Below are 19,469 nucleotides of genomic sequence, written 5' to 3' on the forward strand. Positions count from 1 at the left end.
CTGTACTCATTTCTTCCGGAAATAAAGCAATTGACCCGATGTCTGTTGGATTGGTGCCGCCAGGACAACCAGCAGAACCGCCGGCATTATCGGCACCTGATGACGCACAGCAGAGCCAAAGTCCGGCTCAAATAGCGCTTGGACCACTATGAATGCAAACGCGAGTGAGATGCAGCGCGACAGACGCATCGTCTTCTTCAAACTCACAATATCGCCTGCACCCAGCCTTGAGACCGCCAGAAGGAACGTTAGCCACACAACCGAAACCGAACATACGATTCCTACGTAGTACGCGCTACCGAGGAAGATTAAGGGAAAGGGGAAAAACAATGTAATGAGTGTAATAGTGACATTCACTACGGACTCAAGTTGCGACGGCGCAATGCTCACGTATGGTTCAATCCGCGTTATTGAATCTGAACCTGCTCCCCGGATATCATTTACGGATTGCCGATAATAGTCTAGCGAGACGCCCAGCCCTACCTCGAAGACTACCGAAATGAGCACGAGGACGATGACGCTGGCAGTTAACAGGGACTTCAAGTTCACAGATCGAGTCGGCAACAATCGACATATTGCGTAGATCGCCGCTATGATCATCCAGTATGGTCGAAACAGTGCTGCGTAAGCGAGCATGACGGCGATAATTGCGACTTCGCACTCTACTCGTTCTGGCATCGCAACTATAGTCGCCACGATTGCCAGAACGATGATCTCCTTGGAATAGTAGCCGAGATATACTGCAGCGAAGATCGTTGATGCCCCGACCACGGCTAAACTCGCGGGCCAGTATATTTGCCTGACGCTCTTGGATACCACCAGGGCGCAGAGGAGTGTGAACGCCGTTAGTCCTAGAAGCCCAGACAGTATTGGTGAGTCCTCAAGGTTTAGAATCCTATAAAAGGCCCCGGTGTTTGTGTACGAATTATCGCCCCTAGCGATTCCAGTCCCGTTCGCGATGCGCTGGATAAAATCGCCGTCATAGGAGAACTTGTCGGGTAATATCCTGTCACGGGCGAGTATGATTAACGCACCGACGGACCAGAATGCTCCGATAGCTACATACAGATCCTGGCTGTTCACACCCGCGCTACTTGTCGAATATCTCCGACTTTTCGGCTCTGATGATTGAAGCCTCACTTTGCCGCCCTCCGCGCTAGGTCGCTATCTTTGGGCGATTTCGTGCAAGTCGCGGTAGAGTGTTTCAAGCTTCTGGGCTTGATCGCGTATGTCGTATCCAGCGTCCCGTACTTGATTGGCCCATGACTTTCGCGTATCGGCTCGCAGCTCAAGGATTCTCCGAGCCCAGAGAGTCGATTCCAGATCCAAAAATTCGGCCGCGCCTGACACATTGGCGTCTCTCGTGACGTTCGTACTTAGAATGCAGGGAAGTCCGCTCGCTTGCGCCTCGACCGCCACCATTCCCAAGCCTTCGTACCGAGACGGCAGTGCGAGCATGTCCATTGCGTGCATATATGCGGGCACTTCGTTGCTTTCTCCGACAAAGTGGACGCGCTGTTGCAGTCCGCTTGAAACTACCCGATTCCGAACTCGCGCCTCATTTTCCCCGCTTCCGATTAAGATAAGCTCTAGGCGCGGATCCTTATTTTTCAATTGGTTGAGAACTTCTACAAGAAACTCTTGGTTCTTCTGGTGCACGAATCGACCCACATGACCAATCACGAAGCTGGAGTCTGAGATTCCGTGCCGCTTCCGCACTTCTTTACGATTCCTGTCATCATACTTGAACTTTTCTATCTCTATAGCGTTCTCAACTATCCGCGACGCGCGCTTCGGACCAAACATGAATCTCGATGCGTCGTTCGAGCAGGCGAACAGGTGAGTTGCGTATCTCGGTATATAGCGTTTAGCAATCAACCGAATAGGCAGCTTGATGTCGGGAGAGAATCCGGTGTTGTGCGAGTGAGCTATACGCACAGGAACTTTTGAATGCTTCGCAGCCGATAGTGGAAAAGCGGATAGCGCATCCATGTGGGCGTGTGCCACACGGTAGCCCGTATGCGTTCGAAAAAAGTGTTCGTATCTACGTTTGTACGTTGCCAGATTTCTGGGCGTAATAGGGGATATCCTATAGATCTGTCCGCCCAAACTAAGAATCTCGGCATCATATGAACTGGGTTCTTCCCGGTGCATAAGAAAGTCGAACTGGATCTTGGTGCGATCGATATGTCGGTAGTAGTTCATTAGCATTGTCTCCAGCCCCGCTCGATCCATCGACGCGACGATTTGGAGGATGCGTATCGGGAGCTCATTCTGCGACACCTATCAACCCGCCTTCTTCTACGCTGGAACTGGCACGCGTTCGTAACACCATTTGCTGAAAAGTAGTTCGGCCGGCGCTCACTGCATGCCGCCGGTCAGGCTGTGTACCGTGGTGTCTCGGCTGGTCGCCTTCCCCTCCGCGGCTGACGCTTTGATCGTCCAAGTCGCCACTCCCCGTTCGGCGGTTCCTGGCATTGCCATCCGCATCAGTACGCTCCGTCCTTCGCCACGACGGCCCGTGCCGTCTTCCACAAGATCAAGGCATCCTGCATGATCGACCAGTTCTCCACGTACGAGAGATCAAGTCGCACAGACTCTTCCCACGACAGATCCGATCGACCCGAGACCTGCCACAGCCCGGTCATGCCAGGTTTCACCAGCATCCGTCGCGCGACGCGCCCGTCGTACTGATCCACCTCGTCCGGGAGCGGCGGCCTGGGCCCGACCAGGCTCATCGTTCCGCCAAGGACGTTGAACAGCTGAGGCAACTCGTCGATGCTGTAGCGCCGGATCACTGCGCCGACACGAGTGACTCGTGGATCGTCGCGCATCTTGAACAGCACTCCGTTGCCCTCGTTGCGGGCGCGCAGGTCGCCCTTGAGGTCGTCGGCGTTCTGCACCATCGAGCGGAACTTCCACATCTTGAAATGCGAGTTATTGATGCCGACCCGAGTTGCTCGATAGAAGACCGGGCCACGCGTGTCGAGTTTGATCGCCACGGCCACCGCGGCCAGTACCGGAGACAGGGCGAGGACGAGGATCGCGGCGCCGACCCGGTCGACGATGGCCTTGCGGAAACGGTTCGCGCCCTCGTAGCGCGGTTTGTCGATGTGCAGCAACGGAAGACCGGCCACGGGTCGCATCATCATCCGCGGGCCGGCAACGTCAATCACACCGGGCGCAACGACCATGTCGACATCAAGGCCCTCGAGGTCCCAAGAGAGGTTCTGCATCGCAGTGTGGCCGAGTGCTTCCGCAGAGGTGACGGCGACCGTCGTCGCGCCTGACCGCGCGACGGCGTCGCACACGTCGTCGAAGTTTCCGTAGACCGGCACTTCGTCGTCGCCCATCACCACCGAGCTACGCGGTCCGCTGCGGCCCGGGAGGCAGATGCCGACGACGCGGTAGCCCAGGCTGGGATGACTTACCAGCCGTTTCATCAGGGGTAGTGCGGAGGCCGGTTCGCCGACCATGAGGACGTGTTCGAGGTTCTCGGCGCGAGCACGGCGGCGGGACAGATCCTTTCGCCACAACCAACGCTCGAGCAGGAGTCCGATCGTGCCGACGGGTAACGCGATGGCCAAGAACCCGCGAGCGATATTCAACCTGAACAGGAGGTCGACCATTGCGAGAACTCCGAAGAGCGACAGGCACGCGGTGACCACCCGGCTGTACTCCTGGGAGCCGGCGCCGATGATGCGGCGGTCGAGAGTCTGGAACGCCCTGAGAGTGACGAGCCACGTGAACGCGAGGATGACGGAGACGTAGGCCGCCGGCGCTTTCACGTCGCCGTTTGGAGTCATAGCACTGTCCGCGCCGAAGCGAACGATCTGCGCGGCCGTGACGGCGACGATGATGACGGCGGCATCCGACCAGGCAAGGCGACTGAGGTAGCCCTGCACCCAGGAGCGCGACCTCTCGCGGGACCGTCCGACAAACCGAATTCTGGATGTCCGACGATCGGCGCGCGTAGAGCGCGATGCACCGAAGGCCTGACTGTTCGCCAACGCTGTTCCCTTCCCCTTATCGTTCACAGCGCTCTCATGCCAACAATTGGGTACGACAAAATAAGCCGTGCCATTCGATCGGCATTCTTGGGGTCACCTTTTAGACCGCCTGAAGAGATGCTGAGAGCGTATGGCAGTCATCTGACTTTGACAACTTGAAAGCGGACCGTGGGCCGCTCCCAAGGGCGATGGACAGCGGTCGGCGACAAACGTTACAGCGGACGCCGGTCTAGTAGGTCACACTTTCCGAACGCCCCCGCGAAGTCGCAATGCTGTGACCTGCACGTTCGCCTGGAGTTTAGTTAGCGATGCGTAGAATCTCGCACGCACAGGCTCGAGAGTGATGTCAGACACACTGCCAGGCAGGCGCTTTCGGGACCACTGCCCCCAGAGCCTGGGTCTTGACGCAGCCTAGATTCTGCGCGTCTCCGGAAATTTTCCGCGTTCACTATCGTAAACTTTCTGGCTGCCGTAGCGAGTCGTTCACACTTTTGGGCGACCGACCTTGGGTATTTCCTGTCGCCCCGGGAAAATCGCCTTCGCCATTCAGCAATTCGTACGACAGAATCGACGCTCTACGTAATAACCGTATTTGAAAGAAACGTAGCATCAACGTTGCATTGAATCCATGGCTCGATTTACGAGCGCGATCACTTATTGGACACATGACCCAGATCGCCGTTGCCGGTGCCGGCGCCGGGTTCGGGTTCCACGACTCTCCCCCACGTCGGCTACCGACGCTTCGGACGTCCAGGACCTCGCCGCGCATTCTTGCCGGACACCTTCCCCGCCGCTTCGCGCGCTGCACGCTTGGCCGCCGCTTTCTCCCGGGCCGATCGTTTGGGCGCCTCGTCGGTACGGCCACGCGACGACGTCGCCTTGCGGCCGCGCACGATGCCGATGAACTCGTCAGCGAGGTCGGTGGTCGGTTGCGGCCACAGGAGCCCCACGGTGGAGGTCGGGGCGTCGATCACCGGACGGTGCACCAGATCCTTGCGGTGGTGCAGACGCGCCAACGATTGCGGGACCAGCAGCACACCCATCCCGGCGGCGACGAGTTCGATGGCGTCGCCAGTGGTCTCGGGTCGATGCGACACCGCCGAACCCGGGCGCTGAGTCACCGTCAACGGCTCGTCCAGCGGCCACAGCAGCTGTTCGTCGGCGAGGTCGGCCAGCGTCATCTCGTCGCCTGCGGTCAACACGTGGTCTTTCGGCACCACCACGACGGTGGTCTCCTCGTACAGCTCGATGCTGTGATGCGCACCCGCGTCACCGTGACGCAGCGCATCGGGCAGGCGGGTGATCGCCATCTGCACGCGCCCCTGCCCGATGGCCTCGGCACAGTCCGCGACGTCGAGGGCGACGAGGTCCAGCGGCACATCGGGACGTCGTTGCTCCCAGATCCGCACCCACTTGCCCGGCGTGACCCCCGGGACAAACGCCAGCCGGAACGCCGGGGCATCGTCGCTGGTGGTCGCGTCGGGTGTGGTCACGACCAGAGGCTACCGCGCGATATCCTCGGCCGATGAGCTCGCAATCGATGAAGCCGGCCACCGCCGCCAAGAAGCTGGACGTGTACCTGCCGGCGACCCCGGCCGAGTTCCGCGAGCGCCCCATCACCCGAGCCGAACTCGCGGACCTGCAGGCCGACCCGCCGGAATGGCTCCGCACGCTGCGCACCGACGGCCCGCATCCGAAGAACCTGGTCGCCGCCAAACTCGGCATCTCCAACTCCGGCCTGGTCCGCGGCGGGATCACCGAAGCGCTCACCACGGCGCAAATCGATGAGCTCCTCGCCGAGATGCCGGACTGGTTGGCGGCCGAGCGCGCCACCCAGCTCGAGGTGCGGCGCGAAGATCGCCGCATCAAATCTCTGCACGCCGACAAGCGTCGGTCGCGGGAGGAGGGCGACGCCGAGCCCGACGCCTGACACGTCGGCAGCCCCAATCCGCGGATAGCTAATCGTCGATCAAGTATCGTTGAGGTGCGCCCCGTCAGACCACCCCCCGACTGGTCTGGCGGGGCGCTTCAGGTGTCACGTTCTTCAGCTCGAATCGGCGTGCCGCTAGGGCGGGACGGGTCGGCCAACTCCATCCAGGGCGGCGCGCTGGTCGCGGGAGATCGGTGGTTCGACTATTCCGGGCAACTAAAGCGTCTACTGGTACATGGCGGCGCCAGCGATCGGGTACTCGCTGAGCACCGCGTCTCCAGGACGATGGTCACGTCGGCCGGCTCGAACACCTCGATCTCAAGCGAAGGGTATCGGTCGCGGCGCGGCCGCTCGCATCCCGGCGGGCGGCAATCGTCGATGGGCTCAATCTCATAGGACGCCGCTGTCCGTGAGTGCGGCGAAGTCGTCGTCGGTGAGTGCGGCACAGATGTCCTGGCCGGGAAGCGTTGTCGTACTGTCCCCTGCGTTTCGACCGGCACAGACCATGCCGTCGGCGTGCCGTTCGACTAGGACGCGTCGTCGATGGAGTTGTCCTTAAGCGCATCGACGGTCAGCGCGATCAGCGCCGCCACAGCTGCCACCGGCCCTGAGTCACGGCCGACACCACGAGGCGCACTCCCACAGCACTTCGCCCTCTGCTGGTCATAAGCTTCGGTCGCCGTCTCGACGACTCGCTTCACCCTCGAATGCGGTGTCGACGTGAACGGCCAATCGACGGATTAACCCCGCTTTGTGAAGGAAGCCCGAGCACGTCTTCAGGCTCGGTCGGGCAATAGCGTCCGCCTTCTCGCGAGCGACTCCGATTTGGTCGTTACAAACTCGAGGAAGGTCTTCAGCGCGTCGATCGCCTTCTTCAGTTCGTCGATCAGATCGCGGACCTTCATCTCTGCTTACGTGCCCCTAGGGGCAACCGTGCGCACTAAAGCCTGGAGCAGACAATCCTACCTCAGCATTTTCAGCGTGATCTGCGTCTCAGGACACAGTCCTCACCGCACTCAGGTTGACAACGCGCTAGGATCAGCGAATGACGCGCCAGCAACCCGAGGGAGGTCCATTAGCCGTCCTTCTGGTGCATGGATTTAAATCTAGCCCAGCTACGTGGGACCGTACCGTCGAATTGCTGAACGATGATCCGCTAATATCGCATATCGAGCTAATACTAATTGGTTACCCGACGCGACTAGGCAGCCTGAATCCCGCCAAAGTCATTCCCAGCCTCGAATCTATCACGGACCTTTTGGATTCGTATATAAGAGATCGCGTGGGCGAATCCCGTCCCTTTATTCTGGTAACCCATAGCCACGGCGGCCTAGTTGCGCAAAACTATATCGCCGAGAAGCTAAGAAAGGGGCGAGCAGCCGAACTTAGATACCTGCTCCGTGTAGTAATGTTCGCTTGCCCCAACTCCGGCTCAGACACGCTCCTGGGGATTCGTCGAATACTCTTCCCGGGAAATGTTCAGGAAAAACGGCTTCGCCCTCTCAACGAAATGATCGAGAGGATGCGGACGGACGTGCTTGAGCGCGCCGTTTACGCAACCTCCGAAACGGACTCAAGTTGCCCAGTCCACATATCTGCATACTACGGGCTTCGCGACAAAATCGTCAAACCAGCATCAGCGCGAGGACTGTTCCCAAATGTTACCGCAATCGATGCCAACCACCGATCAATAATAAAGCCTGAGACATCAAATGATCTGCAGTATACGCATCTCACTAGAGAGATTGAGCAGGCGCTGACTCATAACAAGTCAATCGCATCAAGATCGACCAATGTCGGTACTCATGCATCTCGCAGTGCGATTAGTGAGCAGGCGATTCGATTGGCATCAACGGTTTCGCCAAGAGTAGTCGACCAAGTCCCAGGATCAATTCCAGAAATCTTCGGTCGCCAAAATGAACTCCGTAGAATCACCGCGTGCCTATCGGAAAAGTCGTTGTCTGCAAAGTCTCGCAGAGTCTTGATTTGCGGCGTTGCAGGTATTGGAAAGACCCTCCTTTCAACACACGCAGCAAAATTAACAAGAGATAGATTCGCAGGAGGTAATCTTAGAGCAGGGTTATATCGTTCGCCTGACTTCGACGGCGCCCTAGGGGCCGCCTTAGGCGGTTTTCTGGAGGCCCTCGGAGTGCCACCAGAACGTGTTCCGCTGAATCCGCGAAGCCGAGAGGAGGCATTCTACGAGATATTAAGCCATCAACCGACACTCGTCGTCCTGGATGATATCGTAGATCCTAGCCGCCTTAGCCGATTAAGAATCCCGACAGGTTCGGCTTTAATTGCAACGTCGCGATCCTCCGAGACGACTGAAGGATTCGACGAAGTCATCCATCTCGGTCCACTAGATAGTGCCGCCTCAGAGGATCTGCTGAGAAGCCGACTCTCCCCATCTGAAACAGTTAGTTCAGAGCGTGTTCGCAAAATGGTGACTGGTGCCGAAAACCACCCGCTAGCACTCACTCTCACCGCTCGAGACCTCGTACGCCCGCGCGATAGTGACCATATGAACGAGAGGATGCTCAGTACTGAGCACCACTCGATGCAGAACGGGCCGCGCGTCGAGGCTGTACTGAGTAGCGCATACGAAGCGCTTGGGCGCGATGCAAGAGAAATACTGAAACGGTTGGCCTTGGCGCCGTTCAAAGACATACGGCCCTGGATTATCGACACGTTATCGTGGGACCTGCAGGCCAGTGCTCGCGAAGTACTTGACGAGCTCTTGAAGTCTTCGTTGCTCACCGCGATTGAAGACGGACTATTCGAGATGCATTCGCTCGTAGGCGACCTGGCGCGATCAAAAGCGGTAAGTGAACACTCGCCCACCGAATTGTCCGAGACCACCAAGCGAGTATATCTCGAGTTCTCCGTACGAATTGTTGACGCTCGACGGAAAATCGAACCTGAAAGGCCACCTGTTGGCGGCGCAGCATCTGCGCACCTACCCCTCCCGATGCCAGAAGAGCAGCGAGAAGCGGAAATTTGGCTGCAGAGTGAGAAGGCGAATATCGTCCGGCTTATGACCTCTGCTGCGAGACGCGATTTCGCCCGACCCTTAATAAATCTTGCACACAGCATACCGACATGCTTCATCATTCGCGGTACGTGGAGCGATTCTCTCCCCGGAGTTCTTGCTGCTGCAGGCGCTGCCAAGGAAATCTCCGACAGCTCGGCCGAGGGGTATTGCATGCAATCGTTAGCCAATATCGTAAGGACCAACGGTTGGGACTCTGGACGAGAAGCAATTGAATCCAGTCTTCAATGTTTCCTGAAGGCCAAAGATATCGAAGGCGAGGCCTACATCAGAAACGACTTGGGTCTAGTCATGATGTACGACCGGGAGTGGCAGCCCGCTCTAGACATGCTCGTGGAGAGCGAGAACATTCTCCGAAAGATCGGCAATGTTCACCTCTCGCTCAATCCTCTTCGCAATCGAGGTATCACGTACATGGAGATGGGGAACCGATCAAAGGCTATTGAACTACTCGAAAGAGCTTGCGAGGGATTTCGAGATCGCCGTGACTATCGATGGCTCGGTTTCACTCTCTCCGATCTTGGTAGGGCTCGATATCTGGATCTAGGTCCGAAGCAAGCCGTTCATGACTTCGAAGAAGCGATCTCTAGCCTTAGAAGCGTTGGAGACGATCGTTGGGCAGCTGTTACGGCAATCCGCTATGGCCAGTGTTTGCGAGTTGCAGGCGAGCCCGACAAGGCGCGAGATATACTATTGGCCTGCACCAAAGAGCTGCAAGAGGCAATCGGTGATCCTGTTTGGGGCGCCCGGGCATTGGTGCAGCTGTCCTTGGTGAACGGTTTGGTGGATAGGAAGGACGCAGCTGTACGAGCGTTGGACGCTCCCATGCAGACGTTCCGAAGCATCGACGCGAAGTCAGACCAATGCGAAGTAGCGGTAGCTCGCTACAGGATTCAACTAGCACTAGGCGATCTGGAAGGCGCGCGACTCTCCTTCGAGGAGGCAATCGAGATAGCCGCGTCCTTTGGAAAAGACGTTGAATACGTAGTCAGCATATCGGAGGATGATCACCCTGATGTTCGTTGAATCGATGGATTCTACCGTGGCGGTAATCGTCTGCTCATTCGGAATGAAAACCCTCACAGATTCGGTAGTCAAACAGTTACATGCGGAGTCAACAGGGGTCGCAATTGTAATTGTCGACAATGGCGACGACTTTCCGGAAAACGCTTCCTATCCCTCCTCGGTTCATGTCTTGCGTCCCGGCGTCAATCTCGGCTGGGCAGCCGGTTCGAATCTTGGTATCGAGTTCTGCCTCACCCGGTTGGGCGTGGATTCAGTTGTACTTCTTAACAATGACGTTGAACTCTCCCAGCGATTCCTGACTGGACTCCAGGCAGCTGCACGATCGAGCGGCGCATGGATTGTTGCGCCATGTTATGACCACAATTGGCCGCACCAGCGCTTTGACTTCTGTGGATCGCCCAGCGATTTCAAAGCCAAAGATTTGGAGCATGAAGTACCGTTCGTCGACGGAACCTGCCTATGGGCGTCAAGCAAAGCACTCAGACTGGCTGGTCCGCTGGACACCGACCATTGGCCACAGTGGAACTGGGGGTGCGACAAGGATCTCTGTATGCGCGTTCGGAATCTCGGCGGCAAGGTGGTCGTGACCGAGCGTGCGTATCTATCGCATTATGCAAGAGCGACCGCTTCAGGAATCGCAGGTTTCAGTGAACAAGAAGCTGAGTTGGAGAATGATCTTGGAATGGCGAAGAAATGGGGGCCTGATTGGGAAGAGTCGCTCTACAGCGGGTTTCCCGAGCTATCACGGCGAGGAATTGTGCAATTGAAACTAAGGGATTCCGAATCAGTTCGCGGCGAATAGGCCAATTTCAAGAAAATTGGAAATGACTTGGGTAGAGCCGACCGTATTGGCCCCGCGTGACAATCATCGTGTCACCACGGCTACTTGACGATGAGTGCTGACTAAGCTTCTCGCGAAACTGCTGTCACAGCTTATCGCCGCCAGGTCGTAGCCGTCGGCGCCATCGTGCTCCGCGGAACGCCGAGCCATTCGTGTCAGTATCTGTAGCGACCACCGCCAGTGGTCACCGCAGCAGTGCTCCTTGCGACCACGAATGCTTCGTCCCCATCCGGCAGAAACTCGATGCGCAACACACTGCCGGGTCCGTCGACCACGACAGTCCCGCACAACGCCCGCCCCGGCGGCAAGATGCGAATCACCACGGAACCCTCGGTGGTGCTGTTCAATTCGTCGGCGATGCGCGACAGCACGGAGGTGCGCGCGTGTTCGTCGGCGTCGTCGAGGGCGTGTCCGTCGACCATGATCACCTCCACGCCACGGGCGCGGGCACGGGACGCGGCCGCCGCGACCTCCGGGGTGCCGGCGAGGATCGGCGCACGCAACGAATCCCGTATCTGCGCTTCCAGATTGCGGCACCGCTCCCGTTCGGCCGCGGTCAGCGGTTCTTCCTCGGCGATCCGCTGCAGCAGCGGGGTGACTTCTGCGTTCAGTTCGCGCAGCCGCTGGTCGCGTTCGGCCACCGCCCCGACCGCTGCGGCGCGGGCGGCGTTCTGCTCGACGGCACGTCGTCGCAGCTCGTAGATGTTGCGGGCCGCCGGCCGGATGGTCGCGGCGAACAGAGTCGCCATGAGCAGCGGCCCCAGGTTCACCACACCGGACGCGAAACCTTCTAGCGGCCCGCGATCGGCCGAGATGGTCCACAGGATCGACGCGGCAATCAGGCCGGCCATCGTCAGCCACGCCGCGCCGACCCGCCCACGCACACACAGCCAGGTGCAGAGCATGGTGACCCCGCCGAACATCCACAGCTGATCCGGCGAACTGTTCGGCACCGGAAGCGCGTGGAAGCAGGCGTACGCCGCGGGCGTCGTCGTGACGACCACGGCGACCGCGAACGGCGCGGGCAGCGGGTCCTGCCGGACCGCGAGGATGGCCACCGCCCCCAACGCGAGCAGCACCAGGAGCACGGCGCCCGGCCACAGCGCGGACAAGTCGCCCGCCGACGTCGCGAACATCGTTGCCTCCGCGGCGATGAACAGCGCCGCGATACCCCAGGCCGCGCGGGTGTTCATCCCCAGCAGTGAGCGGATGTCGCCGGTCTCCTGGTTCAGCCGGAAGTCGAGCACACTCACCGGATGTTCTCCCATCGCAGGTCCACGCGGGTCCCGGCGTCCGGGGCCGACACCACCTCGGCCGACCCGCCGGGCAGCGAGCGGACCCGCGCCAGGATGCTCACCGCCAGCCCGAGACGGTGCGGCGGGATGCCGGTGGGGTCGAAACCGACACCGTCGTCGACCACGGTGACACCGATGGCGTCAGCGGTGATGTGCAGTGCCACCGCACGGTCGGCGTCGTCGCCGGCGTGGATGATGCTGTTGCGCAGTGCCTCCGCGGCTGCGGATTCGAGAACGTCGACGACGTCGACGGGAGCTCGCAGCGAGTCCGCGTCGTCGTCGATGCGGGTGTTGATCTGCTGGCTGACATCGACGGCCAGGACGGCCGCGCGCAACCGGGTGCGGATGGCGCCGGCGGCCAGGGTGGTGACTTCCTCGGGCGGCGAGTTCAGCTTGTCCATGGTGATGGTCGCCTGCCGCCGAACCGAATCCGTGTTGCCCTGTTTCGCGGCGGCGAGCAGTGTCGAGATGACCCAGTCGTGCATCAGGCCGTCGACGTGACTGCGCTGGCTGCGTCGGGCATCGGCCTCGGCGGCAGCAGCGGCGCCCGCGTAGGCTTCGGCACGGGTTTCGTCGAGCACCCGCCCTGTCCGCAGCGCCATCAACGCCGCGCAGGTGTACGGCAGGATGAACGCAAACGCGAACAGGACGTTGGCCGTGAGGTTCGCGGGGTAGTCGTCGGGACGGCCGAGTGCGTTGGCCAGCTGTGCCGGAATGATCGCCGCGGTCATCAGGGTCAGCGTCCACCGGGGTGGCAGGGTGATTGCTGCGGCGAGTCCCGCGAGTCCGGGGATGACGGAGAACCACAGTTGGTCGTCGACGGTTCCGCCGTTCCATGCCGGGAACCAGCTGATGCCGACGATGATGAAGACGACTGCACATGTGCGCGAGGCGGTTTGCGCGAGGCTGCGTCTGCGGGTGATGGCGGCGATCAGCAGCACCGCCGGGGGCGCGAAGATGGCAAGCGGCGCCAGTAGATTCCACCACGCCGCCGTGATCGAGAATTGTGCTGCGATCTGTGGGCCCAGGATCGCCAGGTAGGCGAAGTAGCCGGCGCCGACGAAGATCGAGAACAGCCGCTCGATTCGTATTGCCGCGCTTTGCTCTTCGATGCGGGTCAGCGGTTTCGTCGTCGGCGGGGAAAGGGCAACCATCCGTCCTCCAATGCGCGCTGATACAGGTCGGTCTTGGTGGGGGCGGGACGTCCCGACGCGGCGTACTTCTGCCGGATGCGGGTCAGGTAGTCGTTGACCGTGTCCGGCGAGAGGCCCGACAGCGTCGCCACCCGCTGCGCCGACTCCCCGGACGCGTACAGGCTGAGGATCTCGCGTTGCCGGGGGCTCAGTGCGACGTCGGCGAAGTCGGCGTCGCCGTCGATGGCCATCGCCCAATCCATGGTGCCGACCACCCCGCCGGCAGCTGCGCGGCGGATGGCGGCCACCACTACCGAGTCGTGCTCCGACTTGCGCACGACGCCCAGGACACCGGCTTTGGCGGCCGTCCTGACGAGATACGGTTCCTCACCCGAGGTGAACACCAGAACGTTGTCGATGCCGGCCGCGCCGAGGTCGGCGACATTGGCGGCGGGCGACGACCCGTCGGGTAGTCGCAGATCCAGAATCGCCAGATCAAGGTCGGTGGCCTTGGCCAGCAACTCGGCCACGCTCGGTGCCGCGGCGATGATGGCCAGCTCGGGATACGGATCGAGCAACGCCCGGATACCGGCGACCGTGACCGCGTGATCTTCGACGACACCGATCCGACGTGAGTTGTCCACAGATCTCCTTGACCCGGCCGAGGCAAAATGCGATCTCAGAGTATGCGACGAATCGGACTTTCACCGGATAGTCAGAATCCGGCACGCGATTCTTCGAATGACCGGTGCGGAATCATTCTCCGCTGATTCGGCGTAAGGGATGAATTGCTACTCGACGTCGTGGGCTCTGATTGGCGGGCGCGGATCGTCGCGGTGGAGAGATCGTCCATCGCGCCCTGCAGCTTGTTCAGCGTCTCATCGAAACCGGCCGGATTGGTCGTGCGATAGTTACCACCCCAAAGCCTGGAGGACCTTCTCGGTCTGCGGGATCGCGCTGCGACAGACGCTTCCGTCGTCGGCGTCGCCATCAACCAGCACCCGCAGTAGGAAGCCGTCCGGGGTGCCGGCAGTCTTCACCAGAGCACGGCAGGACGACTGCCCGTCCTCCGTCTGCTGGTACATGGTGCCCGCCGCGATCGGATACTCACTGACCACCGCGTTCTCCAGAATTATGTCCACGTCCACCGGCTGAAACACCTCGATCTTCAGCGAACCGTAGCCGTCGCTGAGCGGCCAGTCGCACCCAGGAAGGCCGCGATCGTCGGTCGGTTCCGGTTCCATGGCGACTTCGCCGACCGTGAGTGGGGCAAGGTCATCGTTGGTCAGGACAGCGCAGATCTCCTGGCCGGTCAGGGTGGTCGGACTCTCCCGCTGCGTTTCGGCCGGCGCTGACAACGGCGCCGGCATTCCGGACGACGCGGAATCGTCGCCGGTGGAACTGTCCCCACATGCACCGACGGTCAGTGCGATCAACGTCGCCGCGGCTGCCAACGACGCTTTAGTCACATTCCTCACGCCGCGTCCTCCCTGTTCGGTTCCGCCAGAAATCCAGCAGGTTTGGGTAATGACGAACTCACCACCCCAAAGCCTGGAGGACCTTTTCGGTCTGTGGGATGGCGGCTTCGCAGGCATTCGTCGTGTCAGACGGCGATCCGGCGACCGCGACTTTCAGCAGGTACCCATCTGGGGTCTCGGGAGTCTGGACCGACGAACGGCACAGCGAAATATCCTCCTGCGTATGGCGATACATGGTCCCGTCTCCGATCGGGTATTCCCCGGAGACCGTGGTGTCGAGGAGGATGTCGACGTCGAACGGTTTACTCACCGAGATCTCAAGCCATCCGTACCCTTCGCGGACCGGCCATTTGCACCCTGGGAGGCCCCGTTCGATCGTCGGAGTCGGTGGTTCGGTGATCTCTCCTTCTGCGAGCGGCGCCACGTCTTCGGGAGCCAACACCTCGCAGATCTGTTCGGAGGTCAGGTCGGTGGGACTCTCGACGGGCGCATCCGCCCAGTTCGACGTCTCCCCAGAGACGGCAGTCGTGGTGGATTCCGCGGCGTCGTTCGATGAGTCATCGCCACAGGCGCTCAGAAGCAGCGTCATCAATGTTGCAAGGATCGCCGTCGGTAGCAGCTTCACACGAGATCTCACGGTTGACCGCCGTGACGATGTTGCGTTGCAGCGCCAGAACATGATTCCCCAAACCCACCGATCCACTCCGGATCAGCCTTGAGTACTTCCCCCAACCGTTCCGCCCCCGATCATCGTCCCTGCACGGTCCTGCAAGACGGATTCGACCGTATCAAGTGGGTCGATTGACTCGCTTGGGTGGCAAAGCGTTCCGCGGAACGCTTTGAATGGGGATCGAGCAACATCCGGACACCGACGACGGTGACCATGGGTTCACCGAATCGCTGTCCGAGCGGGGCCAAGCATCGATGGCCGGCACCCGCGGCTATCAGATGTCGTAGCGCTGGCGGACTCGCTCACCGAGTTCCGCCGCAGTGATCGCTCCGCGAGCGTAGGCACGCTGATCAGCCCGTGTGGCGTCTGTGCTGCGGTAGCCTTCCAGCTCGGAGCCACTACGGATCTTGCGGATCGTACGCACTCGCCGTTGCACCTTCTCCAGCTCGGTCAACGCAGCTCCTTTACCGGGTGATAATCCCAGCGTAGTCAGGATGAACGACGACTGGGCGAACCGCGACCGCGATCCGATGGTGGCCGGGATCGGCATCGTCATCGGCCTGACTTGTATCCCGAACTCAGCTACGCCACCACGAGTCATACGGGTCCACCGGCAGCGACCGCTTGTGCCGGGTGCGCAGGTAGGTGGACTCGATGACCTCGGCCGCGGCAGGGTCGACGGCCTCGCCCTGCAGGTAACGGTCGATGTCGGCGTAGCTGACGCCGAGCGCCTCCTCGTCGGGCAGGGCCGGGCGGTCGTCCTCGAGGTCGGCCGTGGGCACCTTCGTCCACGTGCTCTCCGGTGCGCCGAGGTGCCGAAGTAGCTGTGCGCCCTGACTTTTCGTCAACCCGGCCAGTGGATTGACGTCACTGCCACCGTCGCCGTACTTGGTGAAGAACCCGGTGACCGCTTCGGCCGCGTGGTCGGTGCCCACCACGAGTAAGTTGCGCTCGCCGGCGATCGTGTACTGCGCGATCATCCGTTGGCGCGCTTTGACATTGCCGCGGGTGAAGTCGCTGATCTGCTCCACCCCGAGAGCCTGGGCGGCTGACGTCACGGACGCGTCAACCGCCGGTTTGATGTCGATGGCGATCGTGTGGGTGGGGTCGATGAACTTCAACGCGACGTCGACGTCGTCCTGATCGGACTGCTGCCCGTACGGCAGTTGCACCGCGACGAACTCGGCATCGGCAATGCGGTCGACGGCGAGCTGAGCGATCTTCCCGGCGAGGGTACTGTCCTGTCCGCCGCTGATCCCGAGCACGAATCCGCGTGCCGGCGTCGTGTTCAGGTAGTCGACGAGGAAGGTGACGCGTCGCTCGATCTCTTGTTCGGGGTCGATCGTCGCCGCGGGGTGCAGCTCTTGTCTGATCTCGTCCTGGAGCTCACTCATGTCAGTGCGCTCCCTCTCGCGGGTCGGCGTTCTCGGCCACAGTGAGTAGCAGATTCAGGCTGGTCGCGATGGTGCGCGCCAGGACCGTCGGCGGATCGCCGTCGAAGACGTGGTGTTCGGTCCGGACGTCGCCGCGGTCGTACATGCCGAACCACACCGTGCCCGGCGGCACGTCCTCCTGGCATTCCGGACCGGCTTCCCCGGTCACCGCCAACGCGATATGTGCGCCCATGAATTCGGCGACGCTGGTCGCCATCGCCTCTGCAGCGGCTTCGCACACCACGGGTCCGTCCGGCACGTGCAGCACCGAGTGCTTGACCTCTTTGCGGTAGGCGACGACCCCGCCGCAGTACCAGTCGCCGGATGCGGTGGCCCGACCCAGATGGGAGGCGAGGTTGCCCGCGGTGAGCGATTCGGCGGTGGCCACGGTGAGCTCGCGTTGGCCGACGAGCTCAGCGAGCTTCTCGCACCGCTCGTGCACTTCCTCGTCGGTGGGTACACGATCTTCGGGTTCGCTGACCACGCCCGCTCGCCTCCTCGTCGATGACGGCATCCGGTTCGTGCGGATACCCCGGCATCGACGGGCGCAAACCGAGGGAACTACGCGAGGAGCATGCCGAAGGTCAGCAATCCACTCGCGGCGAAGGAGGCGGCGATGACCACGGCGGCGCGGGCGTGGTCGACCACCGAATCGATCGGCTGTGCCAGATCGGTGGCGACGGCAGATTCGTGTGCGGCTGGCATCGTGACTCCCCCTCGTAGCGCTCTATCGGTCTCGCTGACGACGCTAAGGGCGTGGGCTGGTGCGTTCGACTGCGTGAAGCACATCGTGGCGGATTCGCGATCGAGGTAACGGGTTGATAACGGCGAACCTCCTTCGAGGGGTCGTTCGGAGGCTGGCCTATCCTCGGTCGGACGGATTGGACAGCGAGGTACCACCCGGATGAACTACGAAATGGCCATCGCCGCTCTCGGGATCGGCATCGTCATCGGCCTGACCGGTATGGGCGGCGGCGCACTCATGACGCCGACGCTGGTGCTGTTCTTCAACGTTCCTCCGCTCACCGCCGTGTCGAGCGACCTCGTGGTCAGCGCGGCCACCAAACCCGTCGGGACCGTGGTGCACACCCGCAACGGGACCGTGCACTGGAAAATCGTGCTCTGGCTGGTCATCGGGTCGGTGCCGGCAGCATTCTCCGGGGCGCTCGTCATCTCCTGGCTGGGTCCCCTGGCGGGGGTCAGCGAATTCGTGAAGACGGCGCTCGGCATCGTGCTGCTCATCGCGGCTGCCGGCCTGGTCGGACGCGCCTACCTCACCTTGCGTCAGAACATGCGGCCCGACCCGTCCGCTGTTGCCGGCCCACCCCCGGCCACCGGCAACGACATCGCCGTGCGCATGCTCCCAACCCTGGCGGTCGGGGTGATCGGCGGGCTGGTCGTCGGACTCACCTCGGTCGGCTCGGGGTCGCTGGTGATCATCGCGCTGATGGCGCTGTACCCGTTCCTGTCCGCCAACTGGCTGGTCGGCACCGACCTCGCCCAAGCAGTCCCCCTCGTCATCGCCGCCGCAGCCGGGCACCTGCTGTTCGGTGACGTCGACTGGAGCGTCGTGGCGCCGCTGCTGGTCGGCAGCATCCCGGGCGCCTACATCGGCGCGCGCCTGTCGTCGCGGGCGTCGGCCGGACTCGTGCGTCGCGCACTCGCCCTCGTCCTGGTCACCGCAGGACTGAAGATGCTCGGCGTCAGCAACCTGTGGACGCTGATCGGGTTGGGTATTGCGCTCGTCGTTGGGACTGTCGGGTGGATGGTCATCCGGATGCGGTATGGGCTGAAGGCGACGAATTGGCAGGATCGGCGGGCGGCTGTTTGAGGCGTCGGTAGGCGTTCCGCGGAACGCTCATCGCTCCTAGGCTCGCTCCCGCCCGATCCGGCTGTACCGATACGCCTCCTTACGCAACGTCGCGAGCCACGACGGCGCGAGTTCCACCGATGCCGGGGTGCGGATCACCGGGTCGAAGTCGAAGTCCGGGTCGGCCAGGACGTCGAGGTCGAGTCGTAGCACTGCGACGAACTCTGCGCCGCCGCGCGCGACCTCCACGACCGCGACGATCGGCCGGCCGGCGTAGACCGCTTTGCGCAACTCGTCGAGCGACAGGCCGGACAGGTCGTCGGGTTCGATGAAGCGCGCCCGAATCCAGTACAGGGTGTCGTCGTGGCGGAACGGGGTCAGGCTCGACACCGTCGCGCCCGGCCAGCGGAATGTCGGTAGCGGAAGCGGCAGCCGGCCACCGAGGGGCGCGGGACCCGCCAGCAGCAGATCCCAGACGGCGTGCGAGTTTCCGTCGTCATCGACCGACGGCTCGACGGGCAGTCGCACGGCGAGACCCACGATGTCGGGAAGCCCACCGGGTGTGCCGACCCCCTTCGACACCCGCGCGGTGACCGGCCCCGAGCGCACCGGCAGTGGGGTGTCGCCCGAAAGGGCCGCGTACCCGCTGCACACCAGGCCGTCGGGGTGGAAGACGCGCGCCGACCGGGCATGCGACAGCCACTCGAAGGGTTTGCTCACGAGGCTGGTGACAGGCACACCACCGGTATGACCAGCACGGGCGGCGACCAAACCTGACCTATGTGCCGAGA

General features: G+C 61.6%; 19 protein-coding genes and 1 pseudogene. 5 read left to right on the plus strand and 15 right to left on the minus strand.

What is annotated here, in order from left to right:
- Positions 1-6: 6 nt before the first annotated feature.
- From V1Y59_RS19890 to V1Y59_RS19905, 4 genes are all read right to left on the minus strand, one after another.
- On the minus strand, positions 7-1,083 hold the full coding sequence (locus V1Y59_RS19890) for a hypothetical protein (protein WP_330506781.1): 1,077 nt from the start codon (positions 1,081-1,083) through the stop codon (positions 7-9).
- An 81-nt stretch (positions 1,084-1,164) separates the two neighbouring features.
- A complete protein-coding gene (locus tag V1Y59_RS19895; RefSeq protein ID WP_330506782.1) occupies positions 1,165-2,235 on the minus strand; it encodes a glycosyltransferase family 1 protein in 1,071 nt (356 codons plus the stop codon).
- Positions 2,236-2,489: 254 nt separating this feature from the next.
- Positions 2,490-3,947, minus strand: coding sequence for a sugar transferase (locus V1Y59_RS19900; RefSeq protein ID WP_431309241.1), 1,458 nt, complete (start codon positions 3,945-3,947; stop codon positions 2,490-2,492).
- A gap of 794 nt (positions 3,948-4,741) precedes the next feature.
- Positions 4,742-5,509: a LysR family transcriptional regulator substrate-binding protein gene (locus tag V1Y59_RS19905; RefSeq protein ID WP_431309242.1), complete on the minus strand. Its 768-nt coding sequence runs from the start codon at positions 5,507-5,509 to the stop codon at positions 4,742-4,744.
- A gap of 41 nt (positions 5,510-5,550) precedes the next feature.
- On the opposite strand from V1Y59_RS19905, the gene V1Y59_RS19910 reads away from it, so the two are divergent.
- Entirely contained in the window at positions 5,551-5,940 is a 390-nt protein-coding gene (locus V1Y59_RS19910) for a DUF5997 family protein (RefSeq protein ID WP_330506842.1), read from the plus strand.
- A gap of 776 nt (positions 5,941-6,716) precedes the next feature.
- Here the strand turns inward: V1Y59_RS19910 and V1Y59_RS19915 are convergent.
- Complete coding sequence (locus V1Y59_RS19915; protein WP_330506785.1) at positions 6,717-6,845, minus strand: hypothetical protein; 129 nt, start codon at positions 6,843-6,845, stop codon at positions 6,717-6,719.
- Between the two features lie 140 nt (positions 6,846-6,985).
- Here V1Y59_RS19915 and V1Y59_RS23720 point away from each other — a divergent pair.
- The 3 genes and pseudogenes from V1Y59_RS23720 to V1Y59_RS19925 all read left to right on the plus strand — a co-directional run.
- Positions 6,986-7,393, plus strand: a pseudogene (locus V1Y59_RS23720) (esterase/lipase family protein); the annotation flags it as partial.
- Between the two features lie 1,071 nt (positions 7,394-8,464).
- A complete protein-coding gene (locus V1Y59_RS19920; RefSeq protein WP_330506786.1) occupies positions 8,465-10,018 on the plus strand; it encodes a tetratricopeptide repeat protein in 1,554 nt (517 codons plus the stop codon).
- Positions 9,996-10,820, plus strand: a complete 825-nt coding sequence (locus tag V1Y59_RS19925) for a glycosyltransferase family 2 protein (RefSeq protein WP_330506787.1) — start codon at positions 9,996-9,998, stop codon at positions 10,818-10,820. Before V1Y59_RS19920 ends, V1Y59_RS19925 begins: the two co-directional genes overlap by 23 nt.
- A gap of 194 nt (positions 10,821-11,014) precedes the next feature.
- Here the strand turns inward: V1Y59_RS19925 and V1Y59_RS19930 are convergent, their stop codons facing one another.
- The 9 genes from V1Y59_RS19930 to V1Y59_RS19970 all read right to left on the minus strand — a co-directional run bounded on the left by V1Y59_RS19930 (position 11,015) and on the right by V1Y59_RS19970 (position 17,573).
- On the minus strand, positions 11,015-12,127 hold the full coding sequence (locus V1Y59_RS19930; protein WP_330506788.1) for a hypothetical protein: 1,113 nt from the start codon (positions 12,125-12,127) through the stop codon (positions 11,015-11,017).
- Entirely contained in the window at positions 12,109-13,308 is a 1,200-nt protein-coding gene (locus V1Y59_RS19935; RefSeq protein WP_330506789.1) for a sensor histidine kinase, read from the minus strand. Before V1Y59_RS19935 ends, V1Y59_RS19930 begins: the two co-directional genes overlap by 19 nt.
- Positions 13,272-13,931 (minus strand): response regulator transcription factor, encoded by a 660-nt coding sequence (locus tag V1Y59_RS19940; RefSeq protein WP_330506790.1) that lies wholly within the window; start codon positions 13,929-13,931, stop codon positions 13,272-13,274. Before V1Y59_RS19940 ends, V1Y59_RS19935 begins: the two co-directional genes overlap by 37 nt.
- A gap of 267 nt (positions 13,932-14,198) precedes the next feature.
- Positions 14,199-14,765 (minus strand): DUF3558 family protein, encoded by a 567-nt coding sequence (locus V1Y59_RS19945; protein WP_330506791.1) that lies wholly within the window; start codon positions 14,763-14,765, stop codon positions 14,199-14,201.
- Positions 14,766-14,823: 58 nt separating this feature from the next.
- Positions 14,824-15,444 (minus strand): DUF3558 family protein, encoded by a 621-nt coding sequence (locus V1Y59_RS19950; RefSeq protein WP_330506792.1) that lies wholly within the window; start codon positions 15,442-15,444, stop codon positions 14,824-14,826.
- Positions 15,445-15,709: 265 nt separating this feature from the next.
- Positions 15,710-15,889 (minus strand): antitoxin VbhA family protein, encoded by a 180-nt coding sequence (locus V1Y59_RS19955; protein WP_330506843.1) that lies wholly within the window; start codon positions 15,887-15,889, stop codon positions 15,710-15,712.
- Positions 15,890-16,013: 124 nt separating this feature from the next.
- Entirely contained in the window at positions 16,014-16,829 is an 816-nt protein-coding gene (gene nadE, locus V1Y59_RS19960; protein WP_330506793.1) for an NAD(+) synthase, read from the minus strand.
- Between the two features lies 1 nt (position 16,830).
- Positions 16,831-17,352 (minus strand): CinA family protein, encoded by a 522-nt coding sequence (locus V1Y59_RS19965; protein ID WP_330506794.1) that lies wholly within the window; start codon positions 17,350-17,352, stop codon positions 16,831-16,833.
- 77 nt (positions 17,353-17,429) lie between these two features.
- Positions 17,430-17,573, minus strand: a complete 144-nt coding sequence (locus V1Y59_RS19970; RefSeq protein ID WP_330506795.1) for a hypothetical protein — start codon at positions 17,571-17,573, stop codon at positions 17,430-17,432.
- A gap of 199 nt (positions 17,574-17,772) precedes the next feature.
- Here V1Y59_RS19970 and V1Y59_RS19975 point away from each other — a divergent pair, with 199 nt between their 5' ends.
- Positions 17,773-18,699: a sulfite exporter TauE/SafE family protein gene (locus V1Y59_RS19975; RefSeq protein WP_330506796.1), complete on the plus strand. Its 927-nt coding sequence runs from the start codon at positions 17,773-17,775 to the stop codon at positions 18,697-18,699.
- A 36-nt stretch (positions 18,700-18,735) separates the two neighbouring features.
- Here the strand turns inward: V1Y59_RS19975 and V1Y59_RS19980 are convergent, their stop codons facing one another.
- A complete protein-coding gene (locus V1Y59_RS19980; RefSeq protein WP_330506797.1) occupies positions 18,736-19,416 on the minus strand; it encodes a hypothetical protein in 681 nt (226 codons plus the stop codon).
- Positions 19,417-19,469: the final 53 nt, after the last annotated feature.

The sequence above is a fragment of the Gordonia prachuapensis genome (assembly GCF_036350515.1).
GTDB classification, from domain to species: Bacteria; Actinomycetota; Actinomycetes; order Mycobacteriales; family Mycobacteriaceae; genus Gordonia; species Gordonia prachuapensis.